The 14,945-nt window shown below is 57.1% G+C and carries 14 protein-coding genes; 8 read left to right on the top strand and 6 right to left on the bottom strand.

Annotated features, from left to right (window positions below; genetic code table 11):
• Nucleotides 1–4 precede the first annotated feature (4 nt).
• From CU103_RS25285 to CU103_RS25275, 3 genes are all read right to left on the bottom strand, one after another.
• Nucleotides 5–877, bottom strand: a complete 873-nt coding sequence (locus CU103_RS25285) for an isocitrate lyase/phosphoenolpyruvate mutase family protein (protein ID WP_106666793.1) — start codon at nucleotides 875–877, stop codon at nucleotides 5–7.
• On the bottom strand, nucleotides 852–2,090 hold the full coding sequence (locus CU103_RS25280) for a pyridoxal phosphate-dependent aminotransferase (RefSeq protein ID WP_170117124.1): 1,239 nt from the start codon (nucleotides 2,088–2,090) through the stop codon (nucleotides 852–854). Before CU103_RS25280 ends, CU103_RS25285 begins: the two co-directional genes overlap by 26 nt.
• A gap of 122 nt (nucleotides 2,091–2,212) precedes the next feature.
• The gene (locus CU103_RS25275; protein WP_106666791.1) at nucleotides 2,213–3,124 is read right to left on the bottom strand and encodes a LysR family transcriptional regulator; all 912 of its coding nucleotides are present in this window, start codon (nucleotides 3,122–3,124) and stop codon (nucleotides 2,213–2,215) included.
• Between the two features lie 165 nt (nucleotides 3,125–3,289).
• On the opposite strand from CU103_RS25275, the gene CU103_RS25270 reads away from it, so the two are divergent.
• The 7 genes from CU103_RS25270 (at nucleotide 3,290) to CU103_RS25240 (ending at nucleotide 10,714) form a co-directional block, all read left to right on the top strand.
• Nucleotides 3,290–4,465, top strand: coding sequence for an ABC transporter ATP-binding protein (locus CU103_RS25270; protein ID WP_106666879.1), 1,176 nt, complete (start codon nucleotides 3,290–3,292; stop codon nucleotides 4,463–4,465).
• Nucleotides 4,462–5,418: a carbohydrate ABC transporter permease gene (locus CU103_RS25265; protein WP_245448999.1), complete on the top strand. Its 957-nt coding sequence runs from the start codon at nucleotides 4,462–4,464 to the stop codon at nucleotides 5,416–5,418. The genes CU103_RS25270 and CU103_RS25265 overlap by 4 nt, the downstream gene beginning before the upstream one ends.
• Nucleotides 5,415–6,251 carry a carbohydrate ABC transporter permease gene (locus tag CU103_RS25260; protein ID WP_106666790.1) on the top strand — a complete coding sequence of 279 codons (837 nt, stop codon included), beginning with the start codon at nucleotides 5,415–5,417 and terminating at the stop codon, nucleotides 6,249–6,251. Before CU103_RS25265 ends, CU103_RS25260 begins: the two co-directional genes overlap by 4 nt.
• Before the next feature lie 65 nt (nucleotides 6,252–6,316).
• Nucleotides 6,317–7,591, top strand: a complete 1,275-nt coding sequence (locus CU103_RS25255) for an ABC transporter substrate-binding protein (protein WP_106666789.1) — start codon at nucleotides 6,317–6,319, stop codon at nucleotides 7,589–7,591.
• 146 nt (nucleotides 7,592–7,737) lie between these two features.
• Nucleotides 7,738–8,835 carry a succinylglutamate desuccinylase/aspartoacylase family protein gene (locus tag CU103_RS25250; protein WP_245448998.1) on the top strand — a complete coding sequence of 366 codons (1,098 nt, stop codon included), beginning with the start codon at nucleotides 7,738–7,740 and terminating at the stop codon, nucleotides 8,833–8,835.
• A 55-nt stretch (nucleotides 8,836–8,890) separates the two neighbouring features.
• Nucleotides 8,891–9,844, top strand: a complete 954-nt coding sequence (locus CU103_RS25245; protein WP_106666787.1) for an alpha/beta hydrolase — start codon at nucleotides 8,891–8,893, stop codon at nucleotides 9,842–9,844.
• Between the two features lie 9 nt (nucleotides 9,845–9,853).
• A complete protein-coding gene (locus tag CU103_RS25240; RefSeq protein ID WP_106666786.1) occupies nucleotides 9,854–10,714 on the top strand; it encodes an amidohydrolase family protein in 861 nt (286 codons plus the stop codon).
• Nucleotides 10,715–10,950: 236 nt separating this feature from the next.
• Here the strand turns inward: CU103_RS25240 and CU103_RS25235 are convergent, their stop codons facing one another.
• Entirely contained in the window at nucleotides 10,951–11,550 is a 600-nt protein-coding gene (locus CU103_RS25235; RefSeq protein WP_106666785.1) for a peroxidase-related enzyme, read from the bottom strand.
• A gap of 314 nt (nucleotides 11,551–11,864) precedes the next feature.
• Here CU103_RS25235 and CU103_RS25230 point away from each other — a divergent pair, with 314 nt between their 5' ends.
• A complete protein-coding gene (locus tag CU103_RS25230; protein ID WP_106666784.1) occupies nucleotides 11,865–12,233 on the top strand; it encodes a RidA family protein in 369 nt (122 codons plus the stop codon).
• 400 nt (nucleotides 12,234–12,633) lie between these two features.
• On the opposite strand, the gene CU103_RS25225 is transcribed toward CU103_RS25230, so the two are convergent.
• Nucleotides 12,634–13,905 carry an extracellular solute-binding protein gene (locus CU103_RS25225; RefSeq protein WP_106666783.1) on the bottom strand — a complete coding sequence of 424 codons (1,272 nt, stop codon included), beginning with the start codon at nucleotides 13,903–13,905 and terminating at the stop codon, nucleotides 12,634–12,636.
• Between the two features lie 145 nt (nucleotides 13,906–14,050).
• A complete protein-coding gene (gene phnF / locus CU103_RS25220) occupies nucleotides 14,051–14,803 on the bottom strand; it encodes a phosphonate metabolism transcriptional regulator PhnF (RefSeq protein ID WP_106666782.1) in 753 nt (250 codons plus the stop codon).
• Between the last annotated feature and the right edge of the window lie 142 nt (nucleotides 14,804–14,945).

The following is a 14,945-nucleotide window of genomic DNA, read 5'->3' as shown; positions in this document are numbered from 1 at the left end:
CTACCTATCTTAAAAACCGCTTTTCCTGTTTCTTGACCTGGTCCATCTTTTGAAGCCGGAAGATTTCTTCGACGGGCACGATGTCCTTATGGACGTTCTGGACGCCGCCATCGGCGATGATCCGCCGGAATGCATCCTGCATTGCTGTCGTGGCGGCACGGATACCATAATTGCCGTAGATCGTCATCTTGATGTTGCCGAGCGAGCGGACGCGAGTAGCGTCGAGTTCCGGATAAGCATTGGGGACGATGACCAGCGGGACAGGCCCGTCCCACGCGCGCGAGAAGCTCTCGATTTCGGCCGGGTCCTTCTTCTTGGAGTGGATCAGGACCATGTCCGCGCCGGCCTCGGCATAGGCCAGGCCGCGCTTCAGCGCCTCGTCTTCGCCGAGGCCCGCGATCAAAGCTTCCGTGCGGGCGATGACGAGGAAATCCGGATCGCTGCGAGCGGAGACCGCAGCTTCGATCTTGCCCTGGAACTCCTCAATTCGCAGTAGCTCTTGCCTCCCATCAGCGGCAAGGCTGGTGACTTTGGGGAAGGTCTTGTCCTCGATCACGACGGCGGCCGTGCCCGCCTTTTCGTATTCGCGGATGGCATGGATGACGTTCAAGGCATTGCCATAACCGGTATCGATATCCGCAACGATGGGCAGCGACGACTGACCGGCGATCGCCCGCAGCATATCGAGATGCTGGGTCATCGTGATCAGGCTCATATCGGCAAGACCGTAAAGCGCCGAAAGCTCGAAGCCGGACGCCCAGAGACCGTCGAAGCCGGCCTCCTCGGCAAGGATCGCCGACAGTGGGCTGTGGGCGGCCATGATGTGGACGAGGCCGCGTTCGGCCATGCGGTCACGCAGTTTTCTTGCTTTGCTCATAGATCTTCTCACTTTCGGATAGGGCTTCGCAGGCGGCAAGGATACGGCCGCAGGCGTGCTGCAGGTCCTCGATCGACGCGGCATAGGAAATACGGATATAGGGTGAGGCCATGAAGCCGCTGCCCGGCACCACGGCAACGCCGAACTGCTCCAGCAGGTACATGGCGAAATCCATGTCGGTCTCGATCACCTTGCCCTGCGGCGTGAGCTTGCCGAGCACGCCGGCGCAATTGACGAAGACATAGAAGGCGCCATCCGGGGTGCGGCATTTGAGGCCTTCTGCCTCGTTGATTTTCTCGACCACCAGGTCCCGGCGCTTGCGGAAGCTCGAGACGAAATCGCCGATGTAGTCCTGGTTGCCGCCGATCGCCTCGATCGCCGCATATTGCGAGATCGAGCTGGTGTGGGACGAGGTCTGCCCCTGGATCGTATTCATCGCCTTGATCAGATGCTTCGGCCCGGCGCCATAGCCGAGGCGCCATCCGGTCATGGCGCTGGACTTGGAAACGCCGTTGACGGTGAGCGTCCGATCGATCAGGTCCGGCGCGGCCTCGGCCATCGTGGCAAACGTCACACCATAAACGAGCTTCTCGTAGATATCGTCGGCAAGCACGTGTACCTGATCATAGCGACGGAGGACACCGGCCAGTGCGGCAAGTTCAGCCTTCGAATAGACCGCACCGGTCGGATTGTTGGGTGAATTCAGCATCAGCCACTTTGTGCGCGGCGTAATCGCCGCCTCCAGCTCTTGCGGCTTCAGCTTGAAACCGAAACGTTCGTGGCAGGCAACGAGAACCGGCTCGCCGCCGGCAAGCCGCACCATATCGGGATAGGACACCCAGCAAGGCGTCGGAATGATGACCTCGTCGCCCGGATCGAGACTTGCGAAGAGCGCATTGAAGACGACCTGCTTGGCGCCGCAGCCGACGGTGATCGCGTCGATGTCGTAGTCGAGGCTGTTGTCGTGGAGCAGTTTTTCCCTAATCGCTTCGCGCAGTGGCTTGACGCCGGCAACAGGGGTGTAACGTGTCCTGCCATTGCGAATGGCGGCGATACCTGCATTGCGAACCGCTTCCGGGGTGTCGAAATCCGGCTCGCCCTGGCTAAGCGTGATGACATTGATGCCCTTTTCCTTCAGGGCGGCGGCAGCTGCAGTCATAGCCTTGGTTTGAGAGGGACGGACGGCTTGTAGTCTTTTGGCGATGAGTGACAATGCAACTCTCCTCGAAACACTGGGTTTGACCCAGAATTAGCCAAGGTAGCCGCAACCTGCCAATTGCAGCATCGCGTAAAACGTGTCTGATGATCGCATTTCCCGATGAAACCGGCTGCCACCTATTTGATCGGGACTTCTTCCTCTGTCATTTTGCGGCAAAGCCTCGTGAGCCAACGGCAGAAGGCGCGGGCGATATCCGGGTTGTCGCTGCGATCGATCGCATAGGCACGGTACTGCATGCCGCTTGGCGCGCGTGACCCGGCAAGCACTTCCAGGAGGCCCTGCCTGATCAGATCAGCAACCACGATATGTGGTGTCACAAGCAAGCTCTGCCCGGTGGTTACCGCCGGCAGGGCGAGATAATGGTGATCGTAGCGGGCACCTGTGGTGATATCGGATGTCTTCAGGTCCATTCCTCGCAGCCAGGTCGGCAGAATGTCAGGCCGCGAGGTAACGGCAATAACCGGGGTGCTCCGCAAGGCCTGCAGACCGCGCCCAGCGACACAATCCGGGGCACCGACGCAGACGAGTTGTTCGTCATGGACGTCCCAGCGGTCGGCAGGCTCGGTCAGCATCAGGTCTCGGGTCAACAGTACGTCGAAGCTGTCGGTCGAAGCGGGGGCGGATAAGGTGCTGATCACGTCGACCGTAACGCCGCTCATTTCTTTCGAGAATTCGCGCAAGTTGGGGATGAGCACCGTATAGGCGAAGGTGGAAAGCGACGTCCGAACGACGAGACGATTGGCGTCCTTCCTGCCGTTGCGGCGCATCCGTTTTGCGGTAAAGAGGATCGTATCGAGCGGCTCGGCCACGGCATCGGCGAACAGTCGCCCGAAGTCCGTCAATTGGCTTTGGCGGCCCCGCCGCTCGATCAGCGTCGCCCCGAAATATTCCTCCAGCACCGCAAGATGGCGGCTGACCGAGCTCTGGGTGATGGCGAGAGTTTTGGAAGCCCGCGTAACACTGTTGTCGCGTGCGACCTGCACGAATGCCCGCACCGCATTGAGTGAAAGATCTTTTTCCTCGGTCAAATTTGTCTCCCATGAACCGGATGGATACACATCCAGAATCGCTTATCTGACATCGTAATATTCGATAATTGTCACAACCATGTAACAAAACCATTCAATGGTCAGCCTCAAGTTAAACCCATCAAGGCGATGCTTTTTCACATTGCCGACGAAACGAGGGAACCGATGTCAGCGATAACCATCGAAAAAATAGAAAAGTCGTTCTGCGCGACGCCCGTTCTGCGCGAAGTGTCGCTCAGTATCGCTGATGGTGAGTTCCTGACGCTGCTCGGCCCGTCGGGTTGCGGCAAGTCGACACTATTGCGCATCCTCGCAGGCCTCGAGGTGCAGACCGGCGGTTCGGTTTCGATCGGCGATCGCGTGGTGGACGGCGTGCGGCCGAAGCGCCGCGACGTGGCGATGGTGTTCCAGTCCTATGCACTTTACCCGCATATGACGGTTGCCCAGAACATGGCGTTGCCCTTGCGCATGCGGCGGCTTTCTTCCTGGCAGCGGCTGCCGCTGCTGGGTCGGTTTATGCCGGGCACGAATGCGGTGGTCGAGGAGATTGACAAGGTCGTCATGCGTACCGCGAAAGCGCTTGGCATCGGCCATCTACTGGCCCGCAAGCCCGGCCAGTTGTCGGGAGGGCAGCGCCAGCGTGTCGCCGTCGGCCGTGCGATGGTGCGGGAACCCGCCGTCTTCCTGATGGATGAACCGCTCTCCAATCTCGACGCCAAGCTCAGGGTGCAGATGCGGGCCGAGATCAAGGAATTGCATCATCGGCTCGGTGTCACCTTCGTCTATGTGACCCACGACCAGTCCGAGGCCATGACCATGTCGGACCGGGTGGCGGTCATGCTCGACGGCGAGTTGTTGCAGGTCGCTCAGCCACAGGAGATCTATGACGATCCCGACGACCGGCGTGTGGCCGAGTTCATCGGCTCACCCAAGATCAACATGCTGGATGCGAGGCTGCGCGAAGGCGGACTGGCCGATACGGCCGGCACGAGCTTTTCCATTGCCGGCAATATCGGACCGGGTACAGCCCTGACCCTGGGTATCCGCCCCGAGGCGTTCCATCTCGTCGATGCCGGTGGCAGGAATGTCCTGACTGGCGCGGTGCGGCTGGTCGAGCACATGGGGTCCGATCTCTATGTCCATCTCGACGTCCCGGGTACCGACCACCCAGTTGTTGCGCGGCTGTTGGCCGAACGTGCGCCGCAGATCGCCACGGGCCAGACCCTGCATCTCGGCGTCAAGCCGGAGCGCCTGTTGCTGTTTTCCGCCGACGGTAAGCGCTTGCGCCACGATCATCATCGAAACGCAACCGTGCTGCGGATCAAGGAGCGCGTGCAATGAGCCGCGCCGCTTCCACTGCAATCAAACCTGCTGGCTCTTCGGCAGACCGGCACGGCACCCGCAAGGCGCTACGCCATCACCGGCTTGCCGAAACATTCGCGGCCTGGTCATTGGCCGGACCGGCGCTCGTCCTGCTTGTCGTCCTGTTCTTCCTGCCGGTCTTTGCCATCTTCGCCATTGCCCTGACCGACTGGCAGTTCGGCGCCAGCAACCTCTCTTTCGTCGGGCTCGGCAACTTCAAGGAGGTCTTCGCCGACGAAGGCTTTCGCGCTTCGCTCGTCAACACCATTCTCTATGTCGTGATCGTCGTCCCCGGCACGATCGTACTTGGCCTTACGATCGCGCTGCTGATCGAAAGCGGCAAGTCTTGCAGAGCCTTCTACCGTGCGATCCACTTCCTGCCCTTCATGGCAACCTTGACCGCCATGGCGATTGCATGGGAGGCGTTGCTGCATCCCACCATTGGTCTCGTCAACCAGACACTCGCCGGCCTCGGATTGCCGACGGCCAACTGGCTGCGCGATGAGAACACCGTGCTGCCGGCGCTGGCCATGATCGGTATCTGGCAGAATCTCGGCTATGCAATGGTGCTGTTTCTCGCCGGGTTGAAGTCGATCCCGCAGGATCTCTACGATGCTGCCGACATCGATGGCGCCGACCTCTGGCTCGACCGCTTGCGTACCGTCACCCTGCCAATGCTTGGGCCGGTGACCATGTTCGTCTTCATCGTTGTGGCGCTGAAAGCCTTTGAGACCTTCGATACGGTGCAGGTGCTCACCCAGGGCGGACCGGGGCACGCTTCCGAGATGCTGCTCTACACGCTCTACCGCGAAAGCTTCGAGTACCTGCGCACCGGTTACGGCGCCTCCGTTGCCGTCGTCTTTCTCAGTATCGTCGTCGCGCTGACCCTCATCCAGGCCCGCGTCATGGACAGGAAAGTTCACTACCAATGAGCACCCCTCACTCCCAGGGTCTCTCCGCGGTCCTACGCCATTGCGTGCTGCTGATCACCGGCGCGCTGATCCTCATCCCCTTCGTCTGGATGGTCTCACTGTCGATCAAGCCGCCGGGCGAGATCTTCCGCGCCTCCTTCTCCTTCTGGCCGCAGCAGTTCTATGGCATCGAGAACTATACCCGCGCGCTAACCGAAGCGCCCCTGCCGCAATACATGCTGAACGGCGTCTTCGTCTGCACGATGATCGTCGTGCTGCAAATTGCCGTCTGCGCGCCGGCGGCCTATGCGCTGGCCAAGCTCGACTTCCCCGGCAAGAACCTGCTGTTCGCCATGGTGCTGATCGCGCTGATCCTGCCGCACGAGGTGCTGTCCCTGCCGCTGTTCATCCTCGGCTACCAGATCGGCATTCTCAACACCTATGCCGCGCTGATCTTCCCCTATGTCGTCTCACCCTTTGGCATCTTCCTGTTCCGGCAGTTCTTCAAGACCATTCCCGACGACGTCATCCATGCCGCCCGCCTTGACGGCCTGTCGGAACTTTCGATCGTCTGGAAGATCATGGTGCCCATGGCCCTGCCGGCCATCATCGCCTTTGGCATCTTCTCGGTCGTCAGCCACTGGAACAGCCTGTTCTGGCCGCTGATCGCGGTGCGCGACCAATCTCTCATGCCGCCGCCGCTCGGCATCATGGCTTTCAAGAACGAAGAAGCCGGCAACGACTACGGGCCGCTGATGGCGGCATCAACCCTCGTCGTCGCACCCCTCATCATCGCATTCCTCTCCGCTCAAAGATGGTTCGTCGAAGGACTGACAGGCGGGGCGGTCAAGTAAAGACCCAGTCTACATAGGCGACAAAATCACCGGTACATATATTCTCTATTTCAAGGAAGCACCTGATGAACTTCAAACGACGCATTCTTTGTGCCATGGCAGCGGCTAGCTTTGCCCTTTCGATGACGACGCCAGGTTGGTCGCAGGAAAAGGTCACGCTGCGTGTGACGGCGGCGCCGTCCACGGTTGCCGACATGTACGAGATCATGGGAAAGGCTTTCGAGGCAAAGCATCCCGGCATCGCCGTCAAGATCGATGCGACCCAACGCGACTACATCGCCCTGCTGGACACCACGCTGCGCGAAGCCTTGACTGGCCAATTGGCCGATGTTTCCATTCAAGGAAACAACAAGATCCGGCTCCTTGTTGACCGTGGCATGGCAGTGCCCCTGGACGACTATCTTGCCGCTGAGATGAAATCGCCGGAGACGACTTTGTCCCCGTCGGTCGCATCGATCGGCCGCTTCGGCGGAAAGGTTTACGGTCTGGGGCTTTCTGTTGCCACCCCGCTCGTCTTCTACAATCTCGATCTGGTGAAAAAAGCCGGTGGCGATCCTGCTAATCTGCCGACGACATGGGAAGGTATTCTCGATCTGGCGCGTAAGATCGATGATCCGAACAGTAGCACGCTTGGCGGCGACTTTACTTACGATAATGCTGATTGGCTCTGGATTGCTCTGATCGAGAGCCAGGGAGCCAGCATGATGACTGCGGATGAGAATAAGGTTGGATTCAGCGGGCCGGAGGGCCTGAGGGCGATGCAGCTTCTGAAATCCTTTGGTTTGGCGGGACAGGCAAAGGTGGACATGCCACGTGACCAGGTGAGGCAGTTGTTCGCTTCCGGCAAGCTCGGCATTCTTGTCGACTCCAGTAGCAATCTCGGCAATTTCGAAAAGCTGTCGGCCGGCCGCTTCGGTGTGGCGACCCGCGCATTTCCGCTTCTTTCTCCGGAAGCGCGCCTTCCAGCGGGCGGCGCGCTCGGCGTCGTCTTTGCAAAGGATGCAAAACGCCAAAAAGCCGCGTGGGAGTTCCTGAAGTTTGCCGCCGGCGCGGAGGGTCAGATGATTATTGCGAAGAACAGCACTTACATACCCGCAAACAGCCGTGTCGCCACCGATGCTTCCATGCTCGGTCAATTTTACGCCGATCGACCGAACATGAAGCCCATCGTTGATCAACTCTCCATACTGGATGGCTGGTATGCATTTCCGGGGCAGAACAGCAGTAAAATCATCGATGTGCTGATCAATCACATGCGTTCGGTGATAACGCTCAAGGTCGAACCGGAGGCGGCGTTGGCTGCAATGACTCGCGAGGTCACAGCCCTGCTTCCCCAGTAATCAACCAAGTCAATTGCCCTCCAACTCAGAAACTACAATGAAACACTTCGTCCCTTTCAAAGGCGCGCTATACGGCAGAGCTCGCTCTTCAGGGCATCGTTAAGGAGGTAAGGCCGCTTCTGCCCTGAGCGGGGCATACGAGACGAGTGACTGCACTCATCGCCGGCCACTCATCTAGGCTTGCGAAATATCTGCGACGCTGCCGGTGCAGCTCTTCCAAAATAAAGGCAAGAAAAATGACCAAAAGCAAGGTTTGGACCGACATCGACCTGGACCGGGAAGGTCGATCGACGGGCTATCTCAGGGTTCCTCATTCCGTGAACGACTCGGGCTATGGATGGATTCCCGTACCGATCGCCGTCCTGAAGAACGGCGATGGTCCAAGCGTTCTCTTGATGGCGGGTAACCACGGAGACGAATATGAAGGCCAGGTACTGCTTATGAAATTGGTGCAGAACCTCTCGCTACAGAACATACGTGGGCGACTGATAATTCTGCCGGGTGTCAACGCCCCAGCGGTCGCGGCGGGAACCCGTATTTCTCCGATCGACAATGGTAACCTCAATCGGCTGTTTCCCGGTGAGCCGGACGGCACGCCGACTCAGATGATCGCCCACTATATCGACAGCGTCTTGCTCCCGCAGGTCCGATACTGCTTTGATTTCCATTCCGGGGGATACTCTTCGGAATACTTGCCAGCGGCTCATTTGGTCGCACCGGATAACCCTGATCTTCGGAAAGAGGCGATTGGTTTTCTTAAAGCTTTTGGGATGCCCAATTCCATCTTGATCCAAGGTTTGATTGGGGGAGGAACCCGCCTCCTGGGATCATGTCAGCGTCTGGGCGTCGGTCATATGTCGACCGAGTTAGGGGGTGCCGGAGCATTCTCAATTCAGGCATATCGGGCTGCTGAACAAGGGCTGCAACGCCTTTTGCACCACGTCGGGGTCTTGGCCTATGGCCAAGAGGATTCACCACCCGCAACGCGCTTTTTTTTGCGGCAGTCGACGCAGGATTTTGTCTATGCCGAGGCGACGGGCGTCTTTGAAGCGTATGTCGGACTCGGTGAGACGATGGAGGCCGGGACACAGGCGGGGGTCGTGCATTTCACCGAAACGCCATGGCGTGACCCTCATCCTGTTTTCTTCCGTCACGGCGGGGTCGTTCTTTGCAAGCGAAGCCCGGCTCGCGTGAAAATCGGCGATTGCCTGTTCGTGACGGGAACCGCCGTGGAGGCCATCTGACGATGTCGTTCTCTCAACTGCACCCCATCTCATTTGAATCCCATTGGTACTGATTATGAGAAGCATCGACCCAGATATGCTCGCCGCAATCAAGAAGCATAAGGAACTCCAGGATGCGGACAGCGGTGTGCCGAGCACACTTTCGGAAAACCGTCTTCAGCAAGATCGTCTTGCCCCGCACTGGTCCGCGGGCGCTCCGCAGGTCGCGAGCGTTTCCGACACGACTATCCAAATCAACGGCGTGGAACGCCATATCCGAATCTATCGGCCTCTTACGGTAGATCCTGCAGCCGTCATTCTTTTCCTTCACGGTGGCGGATGGGCACGGGGAACGATATCAACGGGCGATTGGGCGTGCCATACTTTTGCCGCCGAGACAAATCTGACCGTTATTTCGCTTGCCTATAGCCTTGCACCGGAGGCCCCGTTCCCAGCAGCGATTAATGATATCCGGGCGGCGATGGATTGGTGCGCGGAAAATGGTTCGGCGCTTGGTTTCGACGGCCGCCGAATATTCCTGACGGGAACGTCCGCAGGAGGAAACCTGTCGCTGACAGCGGCGCTTGCCAGGCGTCAGCATGGCGAGTTCATGCCGATAGGTCTCGGTCTGCTCTTCGGAATCTTCGGCGACAACCTCGATACTGACAGCTACAGGCAATACGGACCTGGGCAATATGGTTTGTCGCACTCCAGAATGGAGCAGTACTTCAAATGGTATGTTCCGACCGGGACGGTATCAAGGGATCCTTTGATTTCGCCGCTCTATGCAGATCTCTCCGGCTTGCCTGCCACGTTTATCGGAATCGCGGAATTTGACGTGTTGCGAGACGACTCCTTTTTGCTTGCGGGAAAAATGGCTGCAACGTCGACGCCACTCACTGTACGTTACTATGAAGGACTCGCGCATGGTTATGCAATGTATGCCCGCGCAGTGCCTGCTGCCCAACGAGCGCTTTCAGAAACAGCAGTATTCTTCCGCGATGTCACGTCGAATTGCAGAGAACGCTGAGGTTCTGCCATGAGCGACTCCGGCAAAATATGGGATGGACGCAAGTTTTCGGACGTGGGCGTGGTGGACTGCCATGTCCACATATTCGGTTCAAGCCGCGAAATGGCGGTGCCTAGGTTTCCGCACCCGGAACAGCCGGCGTCCTTGGTGAATGTGGAAGAACTCGGCAATGCACTCGGTATCCAGCGTTACGTGTTAACGCAGCCCAGTTTCCTTGGATTCGACAACACTTTGATCCTGGATACGATCCTTGCGAGGCCATCGGACCTTCGAGGCGTCGTATGGCTGGACCCAGCTCAGGATCCAGCTGCAATCGAGGCGCTTGCCGCAAAAGGCGTTGCTGGGCTGAGATTTCCTTTGAAATATGCCAGCAACCTGCCCGACTGGTCAGCGTATGAGGATATCTTTATGGCCGCAGCCAGGCACGGCATCCACGTCGAACTCGGCTTGACTGGACAATATCTCGTTGACGCCATGCACAAGATTCTCGATCACAGCGCGAACGTGGTGATCGCACATCTTGGCATGTTCGACGCTGAACTTGGCCCTGATCGCGATCCGGCCTTCGATGCCGTTCTGGAAGCTGCTCAATCCCGACGGGTCTGGATGAAACTGTCTGCGCCGTACCGATCCAGTGAAATATTTGCGAATCGGGCCTGCCAGCGTATTCTGGAAAGGATAGGCGCTGAACGGACCGTCTGGGGTTCGGACTGGCCGCATGTCGGACCGAAGCTCGATCGGCAGACCACCTACGCCCAAACATTGCGATGGCTGTTAAAGACGGTGACCGTTGATGCGACCCGACGGCAAATCTTCGTGACATCGCCGCAGGAACTGTATCGGTTCGGCTGTCAGGACAAGACAACATAAAGGTCGAACGCCTTCTCTGGCGAACCAATTGGTCGCCCGCCGTCGGCCCGCTTGTTTTCATCGCTACCGACGCGCCGGAGAAACGCTAGGCATCTTGCCATGCTGTCAGTTTTCCTAACTGGCTAATTGCAAGGTCAATGTAGGGCCGGATTCAAGTTCATAAGCTGCGGGTTGATGCGATCAGCTGCCAAGCCAAGCAGTCGAGTGCACTGCTCTCTCATGAATAGAGGGGCGTTTCAGGCTGTGACGCGTGTCCGATCGGAAAGGGTGTGACTGTCCAGCTCAATTCCAAGTCCGGCTATAAGGCACACGCTGAACATGAAATAAGCAACTACTCCGACAAGATCGAGGATCTCGATGTCGGAAAGACCCGCGTCTCTCAGTTCTTGAATATCGCGCAATTGCACCAAATGCGACGATCGAATTAATTTGGACGCGAACTCACCCATTTCTAGCAAACGAGACGGTAGATTTGCCCGACGGAAATTAATTTCCACGCGGGCGGCAAATAGCGGATCACCGCTCAAAGCCGCCAATTTGCCAGTATGGCTGACAAGAGAACTCGTTGCCCGACATTCGCTGGTGACCACCACTGCGACGAACTCGCGCTCTAGTGGGGTTAGGCTGCTAGTTTGATTCCTGATTGTCGCTTTGCCGGCAAAGTCCATGGCCTCCGCGAGATCGGGGCGAAAAGAGAGCACCTGCATTAGAGGAGAAACGCGCCCCGCCCTGGCACTTGTTTGTCCGACCAACTGTTGGTCGTCACGCGGTGAATCGGCTAAAGGTAACTCCAGCCAGCTTGGCGGGCTTTCCAAAGAATTCGAATAGGAGCGCATTTCCAGTCTTCCTCGTGACTAATCTACAGTAGGCTAAATCGCTATGTTGTTGGAGGCAACGCACGCCATCGTCGATTGCATCGTTTCCATCGGATTATTCGATGCTATATGTTGACCGGTCTGTTCCTTACAACTAGAGAATTTGCGCAATTGCTGATGTATCGCGACTGGACCACACCGATTAGAAACGCCGCGGACGCCCATTATCCTTTATAGAAAACTGCCAGCGCCGCTGGGCAACAGTCAATCGTCCCAAACCATCCGCTTTCTTCGTTGCCGCAGGCGCGGGCATCAATCAAATAAGGTAACCAGACATGACCGAGAATAATACAGAAGCGAAATACTTCGATAGCGGGAAATTTCTCCACCGTTCAGATGCGGTTGTTTTTAATGGGGTCGTTTACGTTTCGGGCATCAAATCTCCCAATAAGTCATCGTCGGTAGCGGAGCAAACAAAGGACATCTTGGCCGAAATTGACAGACGTTTGAATGAAGTAGGTTCAGATAAAGCTCGCTTGCTATCCGCCACAATTTGGATGCATGACGTTGTACGAGATGTTGCGGAACTCAACTCGATTTGGAATGCTTGGCTGGTACCTGGTCGGCGCCCTGCCCGCTCTTGCGTCCAATCAACCCTTCAAGGCGGTTCAATGCTTGAGATCGCGGTTATTGCTGCAGTATGATTGCTTGCAAGGCGACGGATCCCGCGATTGCTGCCTCAATAGCGTCTTTTACGAAGATTGATTTCGTCCGGAAGCAATCACGGACTTATCGTCAGTATTACAGGTAACAATCTCACAGTTGATCCCATCACATGACCGGTTCAACGTTATGGAGGCAGGCCACAATTGCATTAGTCCAGGGCATTATGTAACCTCGAGCCGAGCAGTTCCACCTCTTCGGATTCGCCGAAACCACGTTGATCATAGGCGATTAGAGGAGACCTGTTGGCGAGTGGAAGGAGCGCCTCGAACTCAAGTTTTCGGTCAGAGGAACCGCGTCCAATTCCGCGCGGTCCTGACCATGGTAGTATCCTTCGTGCAGAGATGCGGCCGAGTGCCTCATCTCGGCCGCCGCTGTATATTAATTGGAGGCATTGCAGGCTGGCAGCATCGCTCCGACTTCCTTGGTCAGCTTCGGAACCGTCTGCTCGGCTGTGGCTTTACCGCCGATGATGTTGTCGATGTGATTCTGAACGACAGCAAAGATCTTGATCCCGTTTTCTCCGGGCCACATATACCATCTGGACAGCGCGTTCATTTGCGATAGTTGAGTTGTCTGATTTGGATGATTCTTGAAGTAATCTCCGAGGAACTCCGACTTTTCGACGGCCGTCCGGCTGACGGGAAGATATCCGCTGTTCTTCACCATGATGGTTTGGGCTTCCGGGCTGGTCGCGAACTTGATGTACTCCCAGGCGGCTTTCTGCTTTTCGGGATCCTTGGTTGTCGCGATCACGACTGACCCTCCAGCTGGCAAGGTGCCGTTTGGACTCTTCATCGGGAATGGCAAGGTCTTGTAGCGGAACTTTCCGTTTGCTTGTGCTCCGATTTTGACGATCGAGGAGCCCGATGCAGCTGAAATACCGATTGTGCCGGATGCGAAGGCTTGTGGGACCTGTTGCCAGGACATCGCCGGCATTCCCTTGTCGTGGAACATCTGAAGCGTCTCAAATGCCCAGCGACCTTCAGGCTTGTCGAAACCGGTCCCGCAGCCGTTTTTCTCATCCATGCGGCCACCGGCGCTTGCGATTAGACCGTTGAGGGTCCAATTTCCCCAAGCATCATATTGAAAAGTAAAACCGATTGGTTTGCCGTCCAGCTTGGCGATTTTCTGGCCAAGCTGGTTTATGCCTTCCCAAGTCGTCGGGAAATTTTCGAGAGAGCCGCCTGCCCTTTCGACCAAGTCGACATTGACATGCAAAACCGGTAACGAGACCGCGAACGGCACGCCATAAAGCTTGTCCGCCTTCCGGCCCAGTGACAGAATTTCGGGATAGTATCCCAGAGCGCCGAGCTCCTTGTCATCCTTCACCAAAGAGTCAAGAGGAACAGCAAGGCCGCGCTCCGCAACGAGATCAACGTGATTGGCCCCCACGAAAGCCACGTCAGGGCCTCCGCCCGTCACGTTTGACCGCAGGAGATCGCTCACCACTTCGTCGTAAGTCGTGAGCGGAGTTCGCAATGCGATTTTTATTCCGGGATGGGATGCTTCAAATCGCCGGGTGATATCTTCTTGCGTCGCCTTGTAGGTACTCGGTAGAGCGTAGGAGATATTCAAAACTGTTTCTGCGTGGGCGACGCCAAATCCGAAAGGAACTAGCGTTACAGCCACGAGGTATGACCACGTGCGCATGATGTTGTCTCCGATGGCTTCGACTTACAGCTGAGGCTGAAGTCCTTGAACTGCCCTAGGATGTGCAGGGGTTTGCAAAGGATCGGTGACACACCGGCAACAGCAGAATGACAGATGCTGGACGTTTTCGGCAAACGCACATTGGTTATTCAAAGCGGACAATGAGTTCCATCTGTTGGGGGGCGATGCGTGTGTATGAGACGACAATCGGCACATCGTCAGCGTCGACGTTGATGTTGGTGACGAAAATCGCCGGATGATATCGTGGGAGGTCCAACAGCGTCGCGTCCTTCTGGGACAACGCAACAGCGGAGATACGCGATTCGCTGCGATGATATTCCAGAACACCAAGCTGCGCCCAAGCCTGACTGAAACTCCCAGTCTCAGCGATAAGTTTTTCGATGCCATCAAGGCGCGGTAATGGGAAGTAGTTCGACGCAATAGACACCACGATGTCATCGATGACCGTGAGTGTATCTACGCGTCGAGCAAAGCGACTGCGGGCCAATCTTAAATCTTTTGCCAAGTCTCTGGTGACACGAACCCGTTCCGACCCGATGATGCGACGCTCACCCACTCTTTCCATATCCTGTAGCGCGGCCGTCAGTCGCGTTTTCGGCCCGAGCTGATGGCGAACCTTTCGCTCTCGCACAAACGTCCCGCGCCCTTGTTCGATCCGCAAAAGATCACGCTCCTTCAGAACGGCCATTGCGCGTCTGACGGTGTTCCGATGAACATTGAGTTCTGAAGCTAGCTCGAACTCGGTCGGCAAACGATCTCCGGGTTTGTATCGGCCCGTTTTAATATCCTTCTCGATCCGTTCCGCCACCAAACGCCATAAGACCGAGGCGCCGCGCCTTTCGTGCAGACTAAGGTGTCCAGATGCAGGGGATGACATTTGCTCGCTCCATCGTGGACCCGTGGCCGGTCCCTAGTTTTCATCAATATGGACCTGAGCAACGCCAGGAATGTCAAGGGTTTCGCCCAAGCGAGGGCATGATGTTTGAGGATGTCTTCGGGAAACGTACCGGTATTGTCAC

The organism is Phyllobacterium sophorae (assembly GCF_003010965.1).
Classification (GTDB): domain Bacteria; phylum Pseudomonadota; class Alphaproteobacteria; order Rhizobiales; family Rhizobiaceae; genus Phyllobacterium; species Phyllobacterium sophorae.
The sequence above is the reverse complement of the archived record's forward strand: the minus strand, read 5'-3'. Positions and strand labels throughout refer to the sequence as shown.

Excerpts from the sequence above, each read along its gene's own strand:
- CU103_RS25260 (WP_106666790.1), top strand. The coding sequence starts at position 5,415 with ATGAGCACCCCTCACTCCCAGGGTCTCTCCGCGGTCCTACGCCATTGC.
- CU103_RS25285 (WP_106666793.1), bottom strand. The coding sequence starts at position 877 with ATGAGCAAAGCAAGAAAACTGCGTGACCGCATGGCCGAACGCGGCCTC.
- CU103_RS25230 (WP_106666784.1), top strand. The coding sequence starts at position 11,865 with ATGACCGAGAATAATACAGAAGCGAAATACTTCGATAGCGGGAAATTT.
- CU103_RS25265 (WP_245448999.1), top strand. The coding sequence starts at position 4,462 with ATGAGCCGCGCCGCTTCCACTGCAATCAAACCTGCTGGCTCTTCGGCA.
- CU103_RS25245 (WP_106666787.1), top strand. The coding sequence starts at position 8,891 with ATGAGAAGCATCGACCCAGATATGCTCGCCGCAATCAAGAAGCATAAG.
- CU103_RS25235 (WP_106666785.1), bottom strand. The coding sequence starts at position 11,550 with ATGCGCTCCTATTCGAATTCTTTGGAAAGCCCGCCAAGCTGGCTGGAG.
- CU103_RS25255 (WP_106666789.1), top strand. The coding sequence starts at position 6,317 with ATGAACTTCAAACGACGCATTCTTTGTGCCATGGCAGCGGCTAGCTTT.
- CU103_RS25270 (WP_106666879.1), top strand. The coding sequence starts at position 3,290 with ATGTCAGCGATAACCATCGAAAAAATAGAAAAGTCGTTCTGCGCGACG.
- CU103_RS25225 (WP_106666783.1), bottom strand. The coding sequence starts at position 13,905 with ATGCGCACGTGGTCATACCTCGTGGCTGTAACGCTAGTTCCTTTCGGA.
- CU103_RS25240 (WP_106666786.1), top strand. The coding sequence starts at position 9,854 with ATGAGCGACTCCGGCAAAATATGGGATGGACGCAAGTTTTCGGACGTG.
- phnF (WP_106666782.1), bottom strand. The coding sequence starts at position 14,803 with ATGTCATCCCCTGCATCTGGACACCTTAGTCTGCACGAAAGGCGCGGC.